A 16,666-nucleotide genomic window follows, 5' to 3' on the forward strand; every position below is an offset into this window, starting at 1 on the left:
CGCCGCCCGAAAGCAAGGCGGGAACGTGGTGCACGACCGCGTTCCCGCCGCCGGCAGCTCAGGTGTCGGCGCCGCGGAAGTCTTCAGGGGACACGGAGTCGAGGAACTCGCGGAACTTCTCGACCTCGTCCTCCTGCTCGTCCGGGATGATCAGGCCCGCCTCCTCCAGCACCGCGTCCACGGCGTGGATGGGGACCCCGATCCGCAGCGCCAGCGCGACCGAGTCGCTGGGGCGCGCGGACACCCGGATGTCACCGTCGAAGACGAGCTCGGCGAAGAAGGTGCCTTCCTTCAGGTCCGTGATCACGACCTGCTCCAGCTCGCGGCCGAGCGCCCCGATGACCTCTTTGAGGAGGTCATGGGTCAGTGGCCGGGCGGGTCGTACTCCCTGCTGCTCCAAGGCGATGGCGGTGGCCTCGACCGAGCCGATCCAGATCGGCAGGTAGCGCTCGCCGTCGGTTTCCCGCAGCAACAAGATCGGCTGATTGGCGGGCAGCTCCACCCGCACACCGACGACGCGCATCTCGCTCATCGGGTTTCGCCTCCCTCTCGTGCACACGGGCTGCAGCGCTCGACGTACTCGCGCCGTTGGGTTCGACGCTACCCGTCATCCGGGCGCTGTGCTCGCTAGTGGCGGACATTCTCGGTTCACTGCACCGCAAACCGTCTCTCACGGTACGGCATACGGTCCCGAACATTCAGTCATTGACATGTGACGCACACCGGTGTTCAGCCCGTTACGTCCGGTTCAACCGCCGGTGACTCCCCGGATCCCCGCTTTCACGAGGAGCGTGTGGAGTGTGACGGACAGTGCGGCGAGCTCGCGGACCACCTCGTCTGCCCTCGCTTTCGCATCCTCGTCACGGTGGCGATACACGGGGGTCACGATCTGCTCCAGCAGGCCGACTTCGCGGTCGGCCGCGGCGCGGAAGGCACGCAGATGTCTCGGCTCGATACCGAATTCGGTCATTGCCTTCACCGTGCGCGCGATCAGCACCGCGTCGGGGCCGAAGAATCCCGCCGCGCCCGGCCGTACGAGCCCGTACTGCTGCAGCTCTGTGAGCGTCGCGGCGGTGATGCCGGCTTGCGCCAGCAACTCCTCCTGCGTCAGCCGGATCTCGGGACCGGTCTCGAAGTCGTCGGCGTCGGGCAGCCCGCCGGTGTCGGCCGGGTCGAGCGACACCAGCTTCCGGGGCAGGCGTGGAGCGACCGCGGCGGGCTCCGCTCCGGAGTCCGCCGCGTCCAGCTGTTCCTTGATGACCTTGAGCGGGAGGTAGTGGTCCCGCTGCGCGGACAGCACAAAGCGAAGCCGCTCCACGTCCGCCGGGGCGAACTGCCGGTACCCCGAGGGCGTGCGGCCAGGCCGGACCAGGCCTTCCGCCTCGAGGAACCGGATCTTGGAGATGGTGACATCGGGGAAGTCGCCGCGCAGCTGCGCCAGGACCGCCCCGATGCTCAACCCGTCACGCCGGGCCTCCGAACGACCGGGCTGCCCGGCCGCCGTCACTGTGCCCCCTGGCCCCCGTGCCCCGGGCCCGTCAGGAAGACGAGGCGGAACTTCCCGATCTGCACCTCGTCGCCGCCGGCCAGCACGGCCTGGTCGACCGGCTCGCGGTTGACGTAGGTGCCGTTCAGGCTGCCGACGTCGATCACCACGAACTCCCCGCCCTCACGCCGGAACTCGGCGTGCCGGCGGGAAACGGTGACGTCGTCGAGGAAGATGTCGCTGTCGGGGTGCCGGCCCGCGCTCGTGGTGTCGCGGTCCAGCAGGAAGCGCGACCCCGCGTTGGGGCCCCGCTTCACGACCAGGAGGGCGGAACCCGGCGGCAGGGCGTCGACGCCCTGCACCGGTGCCTCGGCGGCCGGTGCGGACTCCTGGCCTTCGACGTCGGCCAGGAAGTCGGCCCGGAAGACAGAGGTCCGCTCCGGAGACTGCTCCGGGGGAACGCCGGGCCCGTCGTTCGTGCTCACCTGAGCTCTCCTCTACACACAATGTTGCTATGACCAAGAACGTGTAGCTGCCAACGTACCGTGCCTGATCGGTTCGGAACCCCGGGGCTCCCCCTTGTGCGGGCGGAACCCCCGGGCCAGGCCGAACCCGCCTCAGCCGGTGATGAGCGCCTGGTACGCCTCGGCTTCGAGCAGGGCTTCGAGCCCCGCGGGGTCGTCGAGGCGGATCTCCACGAGCCAGCCCTCGCCGTACGGGTCGGAGTTGATCAACTCGGGCGAATCAGAGACCGCGGCGTTCACCGCGACGATCTCGCCGTCGACCGGCGCGAACAGCTCCGAGACGCTCTTGGTGGACTCCACCTCGCCGAAAACGTCGCCCGCGTCGACGTGCTTGCCGACCTCGGGCAGGTCGACGAACACCACGTCGCCGAGCTGGTCCTGGGCGTACTCCGTGATGCCCACGCGGACCAGCGCACCCTCACGCGTGGCCACCCACTCGTGTTCCTCGGTGTAACGCAGCTCTTCTGGAGTGGTCAACGCCCCTCCCCTTCCTAGAACCGACTTCCTCGCGGGCAGTCTTCCATCACCGGCTGCGAAGCGCGCGCACTGCCTGCACGACATAGAGCGCGCCGGACCAGACGTAGAGCACCCCGCCCCAGACCATGAAGGCGTAGGCGATCGGCCGGGCCACCACGGCCACAGTCGAGCCGCCCTGCGTGAGCAGCAGGAACGGGAAGGCGTACATGAGCACGAAGGTCGCGCCCTTGCCGATGTAGGTCACCTCGGGCGGCGCGAACCCGCCGCGGCGGAGCACGAGCACGCAGATCGCGAGCACGGCTTCGCGCAGCACCAGCGGCACGACGACCCACCACGGGATGATGTCGCGGATGAGGAACGCGACGAGGGTCGCGAGGATGTAGAGCCGGTCGGCGGCGGGGTCGAGCAGCTGGCCCAGCCGCGACATCTGGTCGAGCCAGCGGGCGAGCTTGCCGTCGAGCCAGTCGGTCAGCGCCGAGAAGACGAGCAGCGCGAGCGCCCAGCCGTCCTCCTTCGGGCCGAGCAGCAGCCAGAGGAACACGGGCACGCCCGCGAGCCGCAGCAGCGACAGGAGGTTGGGGACGTTGAACGCCTGCCGCAGCAGGGAAGGCTCCGTCTTGGGCTCGGGGACCGTGGTCACTCGCTCAGCCTAGAGGTGAGGACCGGCGCCGACGCCGGTGGTCACGCGGTCGGGTCGCGGGTTCGTGGCGCGCGACCCGACCGCGGGGCTGTGGGTGGAAAAGCCGTGGATGGAAAGCCGTGGATCGAAAAGCCGCCGGGCATCAAACCCGTGGACTCTCAAGCCGTGGGGCTTCGAAGCGGTCGGCCGGGAAAGCCGCGGGGGTGCTCAGCCGGCGCGGCGGTGGCTCCAGCCGCGGCGCTGCAGCTCCGCGCTGCTGAGGCGCTCGGGGCGGCCGCGGTCGTCGTTGCCGACCCAGCGGGCTCGGCCGGCTCGGCCTTCGAGGACGTACGGGCGGCCGCAGCACCACACGACGCTGCAGGGCGCGGTGGGCGGAGTGGTCTCGGTGGGCCGCTCGGACGGGTCGGTGAGGGCGGACGCTGACGGGATGGCGGGCTCGCTGGCCGTTTCGGTGGTCATGCTGTGCGGTGCTCTTGTCTCTCGGGGTCGGCGGGTGATCGGGGACGGGAACGCGCCGGGGCGCTCCTCACCTATTTCGGTCCGAGAGCGCCAGACGTTAACGTCCGCGCCGGAGATTCGTCCGATCGATGAGCGAGCGGTTCCCGGTGTCTCACTGCGTGAACGCGATGTTAACCGTCCACAATAGACAGACTTTCGCGGGAGCCCGGCGAGGCGGAAGCCCCGGTTCCGGTAACCTCCGCCCGCCGCGCCGGGTGTCGGTGCGGGTCACAGCGCCGGCGGCGGGCCAGAATGCCGGGGAAGACCCCTGGCGAAAGGACCCCGGTGCCCCCGTCGAAGCCCGCGTGGCGGCCGCTGCTCGCGGCCTGGCTCGTGCTGCCGGCGCTCGCCGCCTGTTCGGGGGAACCCGAGCCCCGGGCGGCGGTACCGCCGCCACCGTCCGCGACCACGCCCCCGCCGACGACCTCGACGGCGCACTCGGTTCCTCCCCCGCCGCCTGAAACGACACAGGCGCCGCCGAGCACGCACACCAAGGCCCCGAGCACCACACCGGCCGTTCCGGGGTCCTGCGGCACCGTGACGGCCGCGAGCGGCCTGACCCTGTACGTGTTCGACAGCCGCGCGGGCGGGGTGCCGTGCGCCGAGGCCATGGCGCTCGTGCGCGACTTCCACGCGAAGATCGCCGGCCGGCAGGGCACGGGGTCCAACGACGCCGTGAACGACACCGTGTCGGGCTGGCTGTGCACCTCGGGTCCGCCCGCGGCGCAGGGCGGCACGACGTGCAGCAAGGGCGAGCAGACGGTGTTCGCGGCCGTCGTCCCCTCGGAGTGAAGCCGAGGGGACGACGGCCGCGCGGCTCAGGCCTTGAGGTCCGGGAAGTCGTCCTCGCGGTACTCGCCCTCGGGCCGGGTGTTCTCGTGCTCGCGCCCGCGCAGCTCGACGCGGCGGATCTTGCCGGAGATCGTCTTCGGCAGCTCGGCGAACTCCAGGCGCCGGATCCGCTTGTACGGCGCGAGGTGCTCCCGCGCGTACGCCAGGATCGCGCGAGCGGTGTCCGCGGTGGGCTCGTGGCCCGCGGCCAGCACGACGTAGGCCTTCGGCACGGCGAGTCGGATCGGGTCCGGCGCGGGCACCACGGCGGCTTCGGCGACGGCTTCGTGCTCGAGCAGCACGCTCTCCAGCTCGAACGGCGAGATCCGGTAGTCCGATGCTTTGAACACGTCGTCGGTGCGCCCGACGTAGGTGATGTAGCCGCGTTCGTCGACCGAACCGACGTCACCCGTGTGGTAGTAGCCGTCGCGGAAGGCTTCCGAGGTGCGCTCGTCGTCGTCCGCGTAGCCCGTCATCAGGCCGACCGGTCGGTGCGCGAGGTCGAGGCAGATCTCGCCCTCGCCGGCGCGCTCGCCTGTGACCGGGTCGACCAGAGCCACCACGAAACCCGGCAGCGGCCGGCCCATCGAGCCGGGAACCACGTCCTGGCCGGGAGTGTTGGCGATCTGCACGCTGCTCTCGGTCTGGCCGAACCCGTCGCGAATGGTGACGCCCCAGGCCTTCTCGACCTGCTCGATCACCTCGGGGTTGAGCGGCTCGCCCGCACCGACCACCTTCTGCGGCGGGGTTTTCAGCGCCGTCAGGTCGGCCTGGATGAGCATGCGCCACACCGTGGGCGGCGCGCAGAAGCTCGTGACCCCGCAGCGGTCCATCTGCGCCATGAGCGCCGTGGCGTCGAAGCGCGTGTAGTTGTACAGGAACACCGTGGCCTCGGCGTTCCACGGCGCGAACACGTTGCTCCACGCGTGTTTCGCCCAGCCGGGCGAGGAGATGTTCAGGTGCACGTCGCCCGGTTCGAGGCCGATCCAGTACATTGTGGACAGATGCCCGACCGGGTAGGAGACGTGAGTGTGCTGCACGAGCTTCGGCTTCGCCGTGGTGCCCGAGGTGAAGTAGAGCAGCAGCGGGTCACCCGCGGCCGTCACGCCTTCGGGGGTGAAACCGGCCGGCTCGGCGTACGCGGTGGCGTAGGCGTGCCAGCCCTCGACCGGCTCGCCGACGGCGATGCGCGTGTAGTCGCCCGCCACGTCGGCGAACTTCGGCGCGTCGGCCGAGCGCACCACCACGTGCTTGGCCTTGCCGCGCTCCACGCGGTCGACGAGGTCGGCCGGCCCGAGCAGCGTCGAGGCCGGGATGATCACGGCGCCGAGCTTGATCGCGGCGAGGATCGTCTCCCACAGCTCGCCCTGGTTGCCCAGCATGAGGATCAGCCGGTCGCCGCGCGAGACGCCGAGGCGGCGCAGCCACGTGGCGACCTGGTCCGAGCGGGCGGCCATCTCCGGGTAGGTCCAGCGGTTCTCGGTGCCGTCCTCCTCGACGATCCAGAGCGCGTACCGCTGCGCGTTCGCCGGGTCGCGGGCCACCACGTCGAACCAGTCGAGCGCCCAGTTGAACTCCGCGGGCTGCGGCCACGCGAACTCCCGGACGGCGGTGTCGTAGTCCTCGCGGTGGGACTGGAGGTAGTCCCGCGCCTCCCGAAAGACCTGGTAGGCCTCGTCGGCCCGCTGGTTCCCCGAAGCGCCATTGCTCACGTCGTGCTCCCTCGTGCTCGCGTACGTGCTTGTTCTACTCGCCCTTGAACTCGGGCGCGCGGCGCTCCATGAACGCCTGCACGGCCTCGGCGAGGTCCTTGCTCGGGAGGAACGCGGAGTTCCACGCCGCGACGTACCGCAGGCCCTCGGCGACCTGGCGCTCGGTGTTGGCGGCGAGCACCTGCTTGGTGCCTTGCACGACCAGCGGCGGGTTAGCCGCGATGTCGGCGGCGAGCTTGCGGGCCTCGGCCAGCAGCGTGTCGGAGTCGGGGTAGACGTCGTTGACCAGGCCGATCTTCTCGGCGCGCGCGGCGTCGACGTCCTTGCCCGTGAGGGCGAGCTCGCGCACGTGGCCCTCGCCGACGATCGTGGCCAGCCGCTGCAGGCTGCCGAGGTCGGCGACGATCGCGACCTTCACCTCGCGCACGCTGAACTTCGCGTCGGCGCTGGCCAGGCGCACGTCGGCGGCGCTGATCACGTCGACGCCGCCGCCGATGCACCAGCCGGACACGGCGGCGATCACGGGCTTGCGGCACTCGGCGATCGAGCTCACGGACTCCTGCAGGCGGCGGACCTCGCGGTGGAAGTCCGTGCGCGGGCCGGCCAGCGCGTCGCCGGCGAGCATCGGGGCCCAGCCGCCCATCATCGCGGGCAGGTCGAGGCCGTAGGAGAAATGCGCGCCGCTGCCGGTGAGCACGATCGCGCGCACGCGCGGGTCGGCGTCGAGGGCGGCGAAGACCAGCGGCAGCTCGCGCCAGAAGTCGGGGCCCATGGCGTTGCCCTTCGCCGGGCCGAGCAGGGTGACTTCGGCGACGTGGCCGTCGAGGTCGACCTTCAGCGAGACGAGATCGGGCAGGGAGTCGGCAGGTCCGGTCATGCCTGTCATCTTGAACCATCCGGTTGACGCTGTGCCAATTCGGTCGCGGGATGCTTTCCTGGGAGGGCCACGAGAGATCGAAGCGGCCCTCGACCACGAGAGGAAGGTGGCGCATGGCCCCGGCCCCCGTTCTTGCCGTCGACGACCTGCCTGCGGATCCCCCGCCGGCGCGCCGCTCGCGCCCGATCGAGCTGTCCGGCTCGTTCACCTGCGACGGCCAGCGCCTGGCCTACACCGAGTACGGCTCGGGCGAGCGCGTGGTGGTCCTGATGCACGGCATCATGTTCACCCGCCGCATGCACGCTCCCCTGGCCCGCCGGCTCGCGCGCTCGGGCTTCCGCGTGATCACCCTCGACCTGCTGGGCCACGGCGAGTCCGACCGGCCGACCGAGTCGTGGCGCTACTCGATGCCGGCGTTCGGGGAGCAGGCCGTGGCGCTGCTCGACCACCTCGACCTGCCCGACGCCGTGCTCGGCGGGACGTCGCTCGGCGCGAACGTGGCGCTCGAGGTGGCGGTCGCGCAGCCGTCCCGCGCCCGCGGGCTGGTCGTGGAGATGCCGGTGCTGGACAACGCGATCGTCGCCGGGCTGCTCACGTTCGCCCCGCTGCTGTTCGCCGCGCGCTTCCTGCCCGTGACCGTGCGCGGCGTCGCGCTGGCCGCCAACCTCGTGCCCCACGGCAGCCAGTGGGTCGACGTCGTCACCGACACCCTGACCCAGCAGCCCGAGCCGATGGCCGCGCTCCTGCACGGCGTGCTGTTCGGCCGCATCGCGCCGCCGAAGTCGGTGCGCCGGGCCATCACCACGCCCGCGCTGGTGATCGGCCACGAAGGCGATCCGATCCACCCCTTCGGCGACGCCGACACCCTGGCCGCCGACATGCCCGGTGCGGAGTTCGTCCAGGCGCGCAGCCCGGTCGAGCTCCGCTCCGACCCGAAGCGCCTGACCTCGGCGATCACCGACTTCGCCGAGCGCTGCTACGAAAGCTGACCCGGCCGGGTCACTTCGCGAGGCCGGCCACCGGGCCGAACACGATCACCGCCGGCGGCCGGACACCGGCGGCGGCCGCTTCGCCGGCCACCTTCCCCAGCGTGGAGCGCAGGGTGCGCTGTGTGCGCATGGTGCCGTCTTCGACGATGGCGACCGGCGTGTCGGCGGGGCGGCCGCCATCCAGGAGCGCCGCCGCGAACTGGGGCAGCCGTTCGACGCCCATCATCAGCACGATCGTGCCGCGCAGGACGGCCAGCAGGGACCAGTCGACCAGCGAGCGCGGGTCACCGGGGGCGACGTGGCCCGAGACGACCACGACCTCGTGGGCGACGCCGCGGTGGGTGACCGGCACGTCGGCCACGGCGGGGACCGCGAAGGCGCTCGTGATACCCGGGACCATGGTCACCGGCACGCCCGCCTCGGCGCAGGCCAGGACCTCCTCGAACCCGCGGCCGAACAGGTAGGGGTCGCCACCCTTGAGCCGGACGACGAACTTCCCCTCCTTGGCCTTCTCGATCAGCGTGCTGTTGATCACGTCCTGGCTCGCGGCGCGGCCGTACGGGATCTTCGCCGCGTCGACGACCTCGACCTCGGGCGCGAGCTCATCCAGCAGCTCGCGGGGCGCGAGCCGGTCGACGACGACCACGTCGGCGCGCGAGAGCAGCCGCCGGCCGCGGACGGTGATCAGGTCCGGGTCGCCCGGGCCGCCGCCGACCAGGGCGACACCCGGCAGCTCCGTGTCGGTGCCTCGCGGCGCGCGGCCGCCGGCAGCATCCTTGACGGTGCCGGCGTGCAGGGCGTCGAGGATGCTGTCGCGCACGGCGGCCGAGCGCAGCGGCTCACCGCCGGACAGGACGCCGAACAGCAGCCCGCCGTGGCGGCCCGAAGCCGGGGTCACGGCGCTGCCGGACTCCCCCTCGTCGGCGCGCACGCAGAACACGCGCTCGCGTTCGGCTTCGGCGCACACTGCGGCGTTGACCTCGGGGTCGTCGGTGCAGGCGAGCGCGTACCAGGCGTCGGCGAGGTCGCCCTCGGCGTAGCGGCGCTCGTGCCAGACCAGCTCGCCCGCGTCGGCCATCGCGCTCACCGACGGCGTGGTGTGGGGCGAGACCAGCTCCACCCGCGCGCCCGCGCGGATGAGCCGCGGGAGGCGGCGCTGGGCGACCGAGCCGCCCCCGACCATCACGACGCGGCGGCCTGCGAGCTGGAGTCCGGAGAGGTAGTGCGGGTCGTCCATAGCCCGAAAGTCTGCCTGCCCGGCCCGCTCAGCGCTGCAGCAGGGCCAGCAGCCCGGTGTTGCCGAACATCGTCGCCGCCTCGACCGCGGACGGCGTGCCCGCCCGTGGATCGGCACCACCCGCCACCAGCGCCTTCACGACCTCGGGCTCGTCCTTGAACACGGCGCCGGTGAGCGGGCTCTGGCCCCGGTCGTTGACCCGGTTGGGATCCGCGCCGCGCGCCGGCAGCGCGGCCACCGTCTCCGCGTGCCCGTGGTAAGCGGCGAGCATCACCAAGGTGTCGCCGCGGTCGTTGGTGAGGTTCGCGGGGATGCCGGCGTCGACGTAGGCGGCGAGGCGCTCCGTGTCGTCCGCACGCGCCATGGTGAACACGCGGGCGCAGAGGCCGAGCTCCTCGTCCGACGGCGTCCCGGAAGCCATGCGCCGAGTCTGGCACGCCGACTCCCGGGACGCCGGGTGCTCAACCCCGGGCGGAGTTCGGGTAGGGCAGCAGCGCCATCTCCCGCGCGTTCTTGATGGCCGAGGCCACCTGCTTCTGCTGCTTCGGCGTCAGCCCCGTCACGCGGCGGGCGCGGATCTTGCCGCGGTCGGAGATGAAGATCCGCAGCAGGTCGACGTCCTTCCAGTCGACGGCCGTGATCCCCCGGGCGTGCAACGGGTTCGCCCGCTTGCGGGGCACGCGTTCGTGCTTCGGCACGCGCCTCACCAGCTCGACTTCGAGACGCCGGGCAGCTCGCCGTTGTGCGCCATCTGCCGCATCCGCACGCGCGACAGGCCGAACTTGCGCAGGTAGCCGCGCGGGCGCCCGTCGGCGGCGTCGCGGTTGCGGATGCGGATGGCGCTCGCGTCGCGCGGCATGCGCTGCAACGCCACCACCGCGTCGGCCTTGTCCTGCGCCGACGAGTGCGGCGAGGCGATCACGGCCTTGAGCGCCCGGCGCTTCTCGACGTAGCGGGCGGCGATCACCTTCCGCTGCTCGTTCTTCGCGACCTTCGACTTCTTCGCCATCAGCGCTCTTCCTTGAACTCGACGTGCTTGCGCACCACGGGGTCGTACTTGCGCAGGACCATCCGGTCGGGGTCGTTGCGCCGGTTCTTCTTCGTCACGTACGTGTAGCCGGTGCCCGCGGTGGAGCGCAGCTTGATGATCGGCCGGACGTCGGTGCTCTTCGCCATCTAGAGCTTCACCCCCTTCGCGGCCAGTTCCGCGACGACCGCGTCGATCCCGCGCTTGTCGATCGTCTTCATGCCCTTCGCCGACACCTTGAGCCGCACGGTCCGGCCGAGGCTCGGCACGTAGTAGCGGCGGGTCTGCAGGTTCGGCTCCCAGCGCCGTGACGTGCGGCGGTGCGAGTGCGAGACCTGCTTGCCGTAGCCCGGCTTGCGGCCGGTGACCTGGCACACGGCTGACACGGACCCTCCCGAGTTGATAGTGATATTCGTTTTCAATTACGCTGGCCACCGTACCCCGTCCCGTCGACTGGAGCTTCAGTGACCCCACACCCGCGTGTCCCGCTCGTGCTCGTCAGCGGACTCGCCGCCGAAGGCAACGACGAGCTCGCCGAACTGCTGCGCCGCGCCGGCCCCGGCGTCGCCGTGGTCCACCACGACCTGCGGCAGATCGGCAGCGGCATCGTCCGCAGGCGGATCCGCCTCGGCCCCCGCGACCAGCTCACCGCGCTGGAGCTCGCGCACGGCTGCGTGAATTGCACGCTGCGCGAAGACCTCCTGCCGCTGCTGCGCCGGCTCGCCCGGCTGCCGGAGGTGGACCGGATCGTGCTGCGCCTCGACGAGGCCATGGAGCCCGAGCCGGTCAGCTGGGCGATCGCCAACGTGCTCGTCGGCGACCGGCCCGTGAGCGACGACGTCGAGATCGAGGCCGTGTTCACCACCGTCGACCGCGCCGCCTGGCTCGCCGACGCGTCCGGCGACGAGCTACTCCTGGAACGCGGCCTGCTGGGCAGCCCCGAGGACGAGCGCAGCGTCGCGCAGGTCGCGCTCGCGCAGGTGGAGTTCGCCGACGTGCTGGTGCTCGCGGGCGAAGTGCCCGACGCGTGGTGCGCCGCGAAGACCGCGGCCGTGCTCGACCGCGTCGCGCCGTCCGTCCCGCGCGTCGTCCTGAAGGGCGCGAACGCCGGGCTGCTGTTCGCCGCCGTGCCCGCGGAATCGCGGCGCGGCGAGGTGATCGACCTGCACGGCGCGCTCCTGCGGGGCCAGCCGCCGCTGCACGCCGACTGCGGGATCGAGGTGCTCACCTTCACCTCGCAGCGGCCGTTCCACCCCGAGCGCCTGCACGAGGCGATCGACACGCTGCTGGGCGGCGTGATCCGCACCCGCGGCCGCGCATGGGTCGCGAGTCAGCCCGACATCGCGTTCTGGCTCGAGTCGGCGGGCGGCGGCCTCGCGATCGGGCACGCCGGGCCGTGGCTGACCTCACCCGACGGCCCGGACTGGGCCGAGGTCTCCCCCGAACGCCGCACGCTCGCGTCGCTGCGCTGGCACCCGGTGCACGGCGACCGCGCGCAGGAGCTCGTCGTGGTCACGGATCTGGTGGCACCGAGGGAAATCGAGGACGCGCTGCACGCCGCGCTGCTCACCGACGCCGAGCTGGCCGAGGGAGAAGCTGCCTGGCGCAGCTACCCCGACCCGTTCGGCGAGTGGCACGAAGACCCGTGCGAGGCCATCGAAACCGACGACGAAGACGAAGAGCGGCACGTCAACGCCGCGAACCGAAAGGAAGAACCGCAGTGAAACCCGGCATCCACCCCGACTACCACCCCGTGGTGTTCCGCGACTCGTCCACGGGCGACGCGTTCCTCACCCGCTCCACCGCGACGTCCGAGCGGACGATCGAGTGGAGCGACGGCAACACTTACCCGCTCGTGGTCGTGGACATCAGTTCGTGGTCGCACCCGTTCTGGACTGGCAACCAGCGGATCGTCGACTCCGCGGGCCAGGTCGAGAAGTTCCACCGCCGTTACGGCCGTCGTGAGAAGGGCGGTGCGCGCTGATGGCCGTGCCGAAGCGGAAGAAGTCCCGCAGCAACACCCGCGCGCGCCGCGCGCAGTGGAAGGCCGCGGTGCCCGATCTGGTGCCGATCACGGTCGACGGCGAGCGCAAGCTCGTGCCGCGCCGCCTGATCAAGCACTTCCAGCGGCTCGATCGGTGAGCGTGCCCGTCACCGTCCTGTCGGGGTTCCTCGGCGCGGGCAAGACGACGCTGCTCAACCACATCCTCGCCAACCGCGAAGGCCTGCGGGTCGCGGTGATCGTGAACGACATGAGCGAGGTCAACATCGACGCCGCGCTCGTGCGTGACAGCGTCTCCCGCACCGAGGAGCGCCTGGTCGAGCTGACCAACGGGTGCATCTGCTGCACCCTGCGCGAAGACCTGCTCGACGAGGTCGCGCGCCTGACGGCGGAGGGGCGGTTCGACCACCTGCTCATCGAGTCGAGCGGGATCTCCGAGCCGATGCCGGTCGCCGCCACGTTCTCCTTCCCCGGCGACGACGGCAGCCCGGCGCTCTCCGGCGCCCGGCTGGACACGATGGTGACCGTGGTCGACGCCGTGAACTTCGGCCGTGAGCTGGCCGGTGGCGACTCCCTGGCCGAGCGCCGCCTCGACCAGTACGAGGGCGATGAGCGCACGGTCAGCGACCTGCTCGTGGACCAGGTCGAGTTCGCCGACGTGCTGCTGCTGAACAAAACCGACCTCGTCTCCCCCGCCGAGGCCGACCGACTGGTGGCGGCGCTGCGCCGGCTCAACCCGGGCGCCGACGTGGTGACGGCGGAGTTCGGCCGGGTACCGCTCGGGCGCGTGGTCGGCACCGGTCGCCACGACCCCCTGCGGGCGCAGCAGGCGCCGGGCTGGGTCGCGGAGCTCAACGGCGACCACGTGCCGGAGACGGAGGAGTACGGCATCTCCAGCGTCGTGTTCCGCGCCACCCGGGCGTTCGACCCGGCACCGCTGTGGGACTTCGTCACGACCCGCCTCGACTCGGGCGAGTTCGGCACGGTGTTGCGCTCCAAGGGGTTCTTCACGCTCGCGTCGCGACCGGGTGTGCTCGGCCTGTGGTCGCAGGCGGGCTCGGTGGCGCGGTTCGAACCGCAGGGGGTGACCGACGCGCCGCGGCAGGAGCTGGTCTTCATCGGCGTCGGGCTCGCCGGCGACCCGCTGCTGGCCGCGCTCGAGGCGTGCCTCACCGACGAGCCGGTGACGGCGGATCCCTTCCCCGCATGGGAGCCCATGCGCGTCCATTGAGGACAGACGAACCGAAGGCCGCGCGACCCGGATCACACCGGTCGCGCGGCCTTCGTGTTCCCGGAAGTTCCTTGATCGTTCACCGGCCGGCGTGATCATGCGGATCAGGCTCGGTCCACGCCGGACACACCACGTCTGAACTGGGCGATTCGTTGGGGTTAGGGGTGTTTCGCGAAGGTTGATCAACCCAGGTTTATCAGTCTAGGTTGACTAATATGCCGGATCGGATCACCAAAGATCTCGTGGAGGCCGCCGCCGACCTGAGGATCGCGATCGGGCGGCTGGTGCGCCGGATGCGGCAGGGCTACGTGGCGGGCGAGGCCACGCTCTCGGAGAGCTCCGTGCTCTCGCGGCTCGACCGCGACGGGCCCTCTACGCCCGGCTACCTGGCCGAGCAGGAGCGGGTGAAGCCGCAGGCCATGGGCGCGACCCTGGCCGGGCTCGTCGAACGCGGGCTCGTGAGCCGAAGCCCCGACGCCGCCGACGGCCGCCGCGTCCTGATGTCCGTGACCGCGACCGGCCGGAAGCTCCTGACCGACCGGCGCTCGCTGAGCACCCAGCGCGTCGCCCAAGCCCTGGCCGGCGGCTTCACCGCCGAGGAACGCCACCGACTGCTCGAAGTGATCCCATTGCTCGAACGCCTGGCAGACGAACTGTGACAACCACAACCACCAGCCGCGGAGACCGCTACAAGTGGGTCGCCCTCTCCAACACCACCCTCGGCGTGCTCATGTCGGCCCTCGACGGGTCGATCGTGATCATCTCGCTGCCCGCGATCTTCCGCGGCATCGGGCTCGACCCGCTCGCGCCGGGCAATATCGGCTACCTGCTCTGGATGATCCTGGGCTACCTGCTGGTGTCGGCGGTGCTCGTGGTCACGCTCGGGCGCCTCGGCGACATGTTCGGCCGCGTGAAGATGTACAACGTCGGGTTCGTGATCTTCAGCGTCGCCTCGGTGGCGCTGTCGTTCGACCCGTTCCACGGCGGGCAGGGCGCGCTGTGGCTGATCGGCTGGCGCATCATCCAAGCCGTCGGCGGGTCCATGCTCACGGCCAACTCCGCGGCGATCCTCACCGACGCGTTCCCGCGCGAACAACGCGGCATGGCACTCGGCATCAACCAGATCACCGCGCTGGCCGGGCAGTTCCTCGGCCTCGTCGCCGGCGGCCTGCTCGCCGAGATCGACTGGCGTGCGGTGTTCTGGGTGAGCGTGCCGTTCGGCATCCTCGGCACGGTGTGGTCGATCCGCAGCCTGCGCGAGATCGGCAAGCCGCGCCGCGCGCGCGTCGACTGGGGCGGCAACGTCACCTTCGCCCTCGGCACCGGTGTGCTGCTCGCCGCGATCACCTACGGCATCCAGCCCTACGGCGGGGCGGCCACCGGCTGGGGCAGCCCGTGGGTGCTGGGCGGCATCGGTTCCGGAGTGCTGCTGCTCATCGCGTTCGGCGTGATCGAGACACGCGTGAAGGAACCGATGTTCCAGCTCTCGCTGTTCCGGATCCGGGCCTTCACCGCGGGCAACCTCGCGGTGCTGCTCACGTCGATCGCGCGCGGCGGGCTGCAGTTCATGCTGATCATCTGGCTGCAGGGCATCTGGCTGCCGCTGCACGGGTACGAGTACGAGAAGACCCCGCTGTGGGCCGGGATCTACCTGCTGCCGCTCACGGTCGGGTTCCTCATCGCCGGCCCGATGTCCGGCTACCTGTCCGACCGGTTCGGCGCGCGGCTGTTCTCCACCGGTGGGCTCGTGCTCGTCGCCGGGTCGTTCCTCGGCCTGCTGGCGCTGCCGGTCGACTTCTCTTACCCCGTGTTCGCGCTGCTGCTCGTGATCAGCGGGATCGGACAGGGGATGTTCTCGGCGCCCAACACCTCGGCGATCATGAGCAGCGTCGCCGACCACCAGCGCGGCGTCGCGTCGGGCATGCGCTCGACGTTCCAGAACTCCGGCACCGCGCTGTCGATCGGCGTGTTCTTCTCGCTGATGATCGCGGGCCTGGCCGGCTCGCTGCCCGCCACGCTCACCGGCGGGCTGCAGGCCCACGGCGTGCCCGCCGACGTCGCGGCGAACGTCGCCCAGCTGCCGCCCGTGAGCACACTGTTCGCGGCGTTCCTCGGCAGCAACCCGATGGCGCACCTGCTCGGCCCGGGTGTCCTTTCCGGACTGTCGCCGAGCGACTCGGCGGCGCTGACCGGCAAGGAGTTCTTCCCGCAGCTCATCTCCGGCCCGTTCCACAACGGACTGGTCACGGTCTTCACTGCGGCCGCCGTGATGGCGCTCGTCGCGGGCCTCGCCTCGGTGTCGCGCGGCAAGCGCTACTTCCACCCCGACCTCGCCCCGCGCGCGGGCGAGCAACGCAGCACCCCGGACAAGGAGAACGGATGAACGACACGCTCACCGCCGGCACCGTCACGATCACCGGCCACGGCGGTGACGAGATCGAGGCGTACCTGGCGCGCCCGCTCGACCCCGCTCCGCGCGGCGGCGTCGTGGTGATCCACCACATGCCCGGCTACGACCCGGCGACCAAGGAGATGGTGCGCCGCTTCGCTGCCGAGGGTTTCGCGGCGCTGTGCCCGAACCTGTACTCGCGCGAGGCGCCGGGCGCGAGCCCGGACGACGCCGCCGCGACCGTCCGCGCCAACGGCGGCGTGCCCGACGAGCGCCTCGTCGGCGACGTCGAAGGTGCGGCCGCGTACCTCAAGGCGCTGGACGGCGCCAACGGCAAGATCGGCGTGATCGGCCACTGCTCCGGCGGCCGCCAGACGTTCCTCGTCGCGTGCTCGACCCAGGTCGACGCCGCGGTGGACTGCTACGGCGCGTTCGTGGTGAACGAGCCGCCGGCCGGCATGCCCGCGTCGATGAAGCCGCTGCTGGGCCTCGCACCGCAGCTGTCGGCCCCGCTGCTCGGCATCTTCGGCGCCGACGACCAGTACCCCGCCCCCGAGGAGACCGCGAAGCTCGCCGCCGAGCTCGACCGCCTCGGCAAGGAGCACGAGTTCCACACCTACGACGGCGCCGGCCACGCGTTCTTCGCCGTCGACCGCCCGAGCTACCGGCCGGAGGCCGCCGTGGACGGCTGGGCCAAGATCCTCGACTTCTACGGCCGGCACCTCGCGGCCTGATTCCGCTTCGCA

General features: G+C 71.4%; 23 protein-coding genes. 9 read left to right on the forward strand and 14 right to left on the reverse strand.

Annotation, left to right across the window (positions count from 1 at the left end):
• Positions 1-58: 58 nt before the first annotated feature.
• The 6 genes from K1T34_RS45670 to K1T34_RS45695 all read right to left on the reverse strand — a co-directional run bounded on the left by K1T34_RS45670 (position 59) and on the right by K1T34_RS45695 (position 3,586).
• The gene (locus K1T34_RS45670; protein WP_091613264.1) at positions 59-532 is read right to left on the reverse strand and encodes a bifunctional nuclease family protein; all 474 of its coding nucleotides are present in this window, start codon (positions 530-532) and stop codon (positions 59-61) included.
• Between the two features lie 216 nt (positions 533-748).
• Positions 749-1,507: a MerR family transcriptional regulator gene (locus K1T34_RS45675; RefSeq protein ID WP_220240881.1), complete on the reverse strand. Its 759-nt coding sequence runs from the start codon at positions 1,505-1,507 to the stop codon at positions 749-751.
• The gene (gene garA, locus K1T34_RS45680; protein ID WP_033287853.1) at positions 1,504-1,971 is read right to left on the reverse strand and encodes a glycogen accumulation regulator GarA; all 468 of its coding nucleotides are present in this window, start codon (positions 1,969-1,971) and stop codon (positions 1,504-1,506) included. The genes K1T34_RS45675 and garA overlap by 4 nt, the downstream gene beginning before the upstream one ends.
• 132 nt (positions 1,972-2,103) lie before the next feature.
• On the reverse strand, positions 2,104-2,487 hold the full coding sequence (gene gcvH, locus K1T34_RS45685) for a glycine cleavage system protein GcvH (RefSeq protein WP_220240883.1): 384 nt from the start codon (positions 2,485-2,487) through the stop codon (positions 2,104-2,106).
• 46 nt (positions 2,488-2,533) lie between these two features.
• Entirely contained in the window at positions 2,534-3,127 is a 594-nt protein-coding gene (locus K1T34_RS45690; protein WP_220240885.1) for a CDP-alcohol phosphatidyltransferase family protein, read from the reverse strand.
• A 207-nt stretch (positions 3,128-3,334) separates the two neighbouring features.
• Positions 3,335-3,586 carry a hypothetical protein gene (locus K1T34_RS45695; RefSeq protein WP_220240887.1) on the reverse strand — a complete coding sequence of 84 codons (252 nt, stop codon included), beginning with the start codon at positions 3,584-3,586 and terminating at the stop codon, positions 3,335-3,337.
• A gap of 324 nt (positions 3,587-3,910) precedes the next feature.
• On the opposite strand from K1T34_RS45695, the gene K1T34_RS54130 reads away from it, so the two are divergent.
• Positions 3,911-4,417, forward strand: a complete 507-nt coding sequence (locus K1T34_RS54130) for a hypothetical protein (protein WP_255638042.1) — start codon at positions 3,911-3,913, stop codon at positions 4,415-4,417.
• 26 nt (positions 4,418-4,443) lie between these two features.
• On the opposite strand, the gene K1T34_RS45705 is transcribed toward K1T34_RS54130, so the two are convergent.
• Complete coding sequence (locus K1T34_RS45705; RefSeq protein WP_220240889.1) at positions 4,444-6,168, reverse strand: AMP-binding protein; 1,725 nt, start codon at positions 6,166-6,168, stop codon at positions 4,444-4,446.
• A gap of 34 nt (positions 6,169-6,202) precedes the next feature.
• Positions 6,203-7,045, reverse strand: coding sequence for a crotonase/enoyl-CoA hydratase family protein (locus tag K1T34_RS45710; protein ID WP_220240891.1), 843 nt, complete (start codon positions 7,043-7,045; stop codon positions 6,203-6,205).
• 113 nt (positions 7,046-7,158) lie between these two features.
• Here K1T34_RS45710 and K1T34_RS45715 point away from each other — a divergent pair, with 113 nt between their 5' ends.
• Positions 7,159-8,034, forward strand: coding sequence for an alpha/beta fold hydrolase (locus K1T34_RS45715; RefSeq protein ID WP_220240893.1), 876 nt, complete (start codon positions 7,159-7,161; stop codon positions 8,032-8,034).
• 10 nt (positions 8,035-8,044) lie between these two features.
• Here the strand turns inward: K1T34_RS45715 and cobA are convergent, their stop codons facing one another.
• Genes cobA through rpmB form a run of 6 tightly spaced genes read right to left on the reverse strand, consistent with a single transcriptional unit; the run spans position 8,045 to position 10,684 of the window.
• Positions 8,045-9,271, reverse strand: a complete 1,227-nt coding sequence (gene cobA, locus K1T34_RS45720) for a uroporphyrinogen-III C-methyltransferase (RefSeq protein WP_220240895.1) — start codon at positions 9,269-9,271, stop codon at positions 8,045-8,047.
• Positions 9,272-9,299: 28 nt separating this feature from the next.
• Entirely contained in the window at positions 9,300-9,692 is a 393-nt protein-coding gene (locus tag K1T34_RS45725; protein ID WP_220240897.1) for an ankyrin repeat domain-containing protein, read from the reverse strand.
• Positions 9,693-9,732: 40 nt separating this feature from the next.
• The gene (gene rpsR, locus K1T34_RS45730) at positions 9,733-9,978 is read right to left on the reverse strand and encodes a 30S ribosomal protein S18 (protein ID WP_220240899.1); all 246 of its coding nucleotides are present in this window, start codon (positions 9,976-9,978) and stop codon (positions 9,733-9,735) included.
• Positions 9,975-10,280, reverse strand: coding sequence for a 30S ribosomal protein S14 (rpsN, locus tag K1T34_RS45735; RefSeq protein ID WP_220240901.1), 306 nt, complete (start codon positions 10,278-10,280; stop codon positions 9,975-9,977). The genes rpsR and rpsN overlap by 4 nt, the downstream gene beginning before the upstream one ends.
• Entirely contained in the window at positions 10,280-10,447 is a 168-nt protein-coding gene (gene rpmG, locus K1T34_RS45740; RefSeq protein WP_220240903.1) for a 50S ribosomal protein L33, read from the reverse strand. The genes rpsN and rpmG overlap by 1 nt, the downstream gene beginning before the upstream one ends.
• Entirely contained in the window at positions 10,448-10,684 is a 237-nt protein-coding gene (gene rpmB, locus K1T34_RS45745; protein ID WP_220240905.1) for a 50S ribosomal protein L28, read from the reverse strand.
• Between the two features lie 78 nt (positions 10,685-10,762).
• On the opposite strand from rpmB, the gene mrf reads away from it, so the two are divergent.
• The 7 genes from mrf to K1T34_RS45780 all read left to right on the forward strand — a co-directional run bounded on the left by mrf (position 10,763) and on the right by K1T34_RS45780 (position 16,654).
• Positions 10,763-12,022 (forward strand): ribosome hibernation factor-recruiting GTPase MRF, encoded by a 1,260-nt coding sequence (gene mrf / locus K1T34_RS45750; protein ID WP_220240906.1) that lies wholly within the window; start codon positions 10,763-10,765, stop codon positions 12,020-12,022.
• Complete coding sequence (locus tag K1T34_RS45755; RefSeq protein WP_220240908.1) at positions 12,019-12,282, forward strand: type B 50S ribosomal protein L31; 264 nt, start codon at positions 12,019-12,021, stop codon at positions 12,280-12,282. The genes mrf and K1T34_RS45755 overlap by 4 nt, the downstream gene beginning before the upstream one ends.
• Positions 12,282-12,440 carry a 50S ribosomal protein L32 gene (gene rpmF / locus K1T34_RS45760; RefSeq protein WP_220240910.1) on the forward strand — a complete coding sequence of 53 codons (159 nt, stop codon included), beginning with the start codon at positions 12,282-12,284 and terminating at the stop codon, positions 12,438-12,440. Before K1T34_RS45755 ends, rpmF begins: the two co-directional genes overlap by 1 nt.
• Positions 12,437-13,531, forward strand: a complete 1,095-nt coding sequence (locus tag K1T34_RS45765; protein ID WP_220240912.1) for a GTP-binding protein — start codon at positions 12,437-12,439, stop codon at positions 13,529-13,531. The genes rpmF and K1T34_RS45765 overlap by 4 nt, the downstream gene beginning before the upstream one ends.
• Positions 13,532-13,746: 215 nt before the next feature.
• Complete coding sequence (locus tag K1T34_RS45770) at positions 13,747-14,190, forward strand: MarR family winged helix-turn-helix transcriptional regulator (RefSeq protein WP_220240914.1); 444 nt, start codon at positions 13,747-13,749, stop codon at positions 14,188-14,190.
• Positions 14,187-15,914 carry an MFS transporter gene (locus K1T34_RS45775; RefSeq protein WP_255638043.1) on the forward strand — a complete coding sequence of 576 codons (1,728 nt, stop codon included), beginning with the start codon at positions 14,187-14,189 and terminating at the stop codon, positions 15,912-15,914. The genes K1T34_RS45770 and K1T34_RS45775 overlap by 4 nt, the downstream gene beginning before the upstream one ends.
• Positions 15,911-16,654, forward strand: a complete 744-nt coding sequence (locus K1T34_RS45780; RefSeq protein ID WP_220240916.1) for a dienelactone hydrolase family protein — start codon at positions 15,911-15,913, stop codon at positions 16,652-16,654. The genes K1T34_RS45775 and K1T34_RS45780 overlap by 4 nt, the downstream gene beginning before the upstream one ends.
• Positions 16,655-16,666 lie beyond the last annotated feature (12 nt).

Source organism: Amycolatopsis sp. DSM 110486 (assembly GCF_019468465.1).
In the GTDB taxonomy this organism is placed as follows: Bacteria; Actinomycetota; Actinomycetes; order Mycobacteriales; family Pseudonocardiaceae; genus Amycolatopsis.

What these genes read in the sequence shown, in the direction of transcription:
- rpmF (WP_220240910.1), top strand. Translation starts at nt 12,282, where the DNA reads ATGGCCGTGCCGAAGCGGAAGAAGTCCCGCAGCAACACCCGCGCGCGC.
- K1T34_RS45710 (WP_220240891.1), bottom strand. Translation starts at nt 7,045, where the DNA reads ATGACCGGACCTGCCGACTCCCTGCCCGATCTCGTCTCGCTGAAGGTC.
- cobA (WP_220240895.1), bottom strand. Translation starts at nt 9,271, where the DNA reads ATGGACGACCCGCACTACCTCTCCGGACTCCAGCTCGCAGGCCGCCGC.
- K1T34_RS45770 (WP_220240914.1), top strand. Translation starts at nt 13,747, where the DNA reads ATGCCGGATCGGATCACCAAAGATCTCGTGGAGGCCGCCGCCGACCTG.
- K1T34_RS45670 (WP_091613264.1), bottom strand. Translation starts at nt 532, where the DNA reads ATGAGCGAGATGCGCGTCGTCGGTGTGCGGGTGGAGCTGCCCGCCAAT.
- K1T34_RS45725 (WP_220240897.1), bottom strand. Translation starts at nt 9,692, where the DNA reads ATGGCTTCCGGGACGCCGTCGGACGAGGAGCTCGGCCTCTGCGCCCGC.
- K1T34_RS45695 (WP_220240887.1), bottom strand. Translation starts at nt 3,586, where the DNA reads ATGACCACCGAAACGGCCAGCGAGCCCGCCATCCCGTCAGCGTCCGCC.
- K1T34_RS45715 (WP_220240893.1), top strand. Translation starts at nt 7,159, where the DNA reads ATGGCCCCGGCCCCCGTTCTTGCCGTCGACGACCTGCCTGCGGATCCC.
- rpsN (WP_220240901.1), bottom strand. Translation starts at nt 10,280, where the DNA reads ATGGCGAAGAAGTCGAAGGTCGCGAAGAACGAGCAGCGGAAGGTGATC.
- K1T34_RS45780 (WP_220240916.1), top strand. Translation starts at nt 15,911, where the DNA reads ATGAACGACACGCTCACCGCCGGCACCGTCACGATCACCGGCCACGGC.
- rpmG (WP_220240903.1), bottom strand. Translation starts at nt 10,447, where the DNA reads ATGGCGAAGAGCACCGACGTCCGGCCGATCATCAAGCTGCGCTCCACC.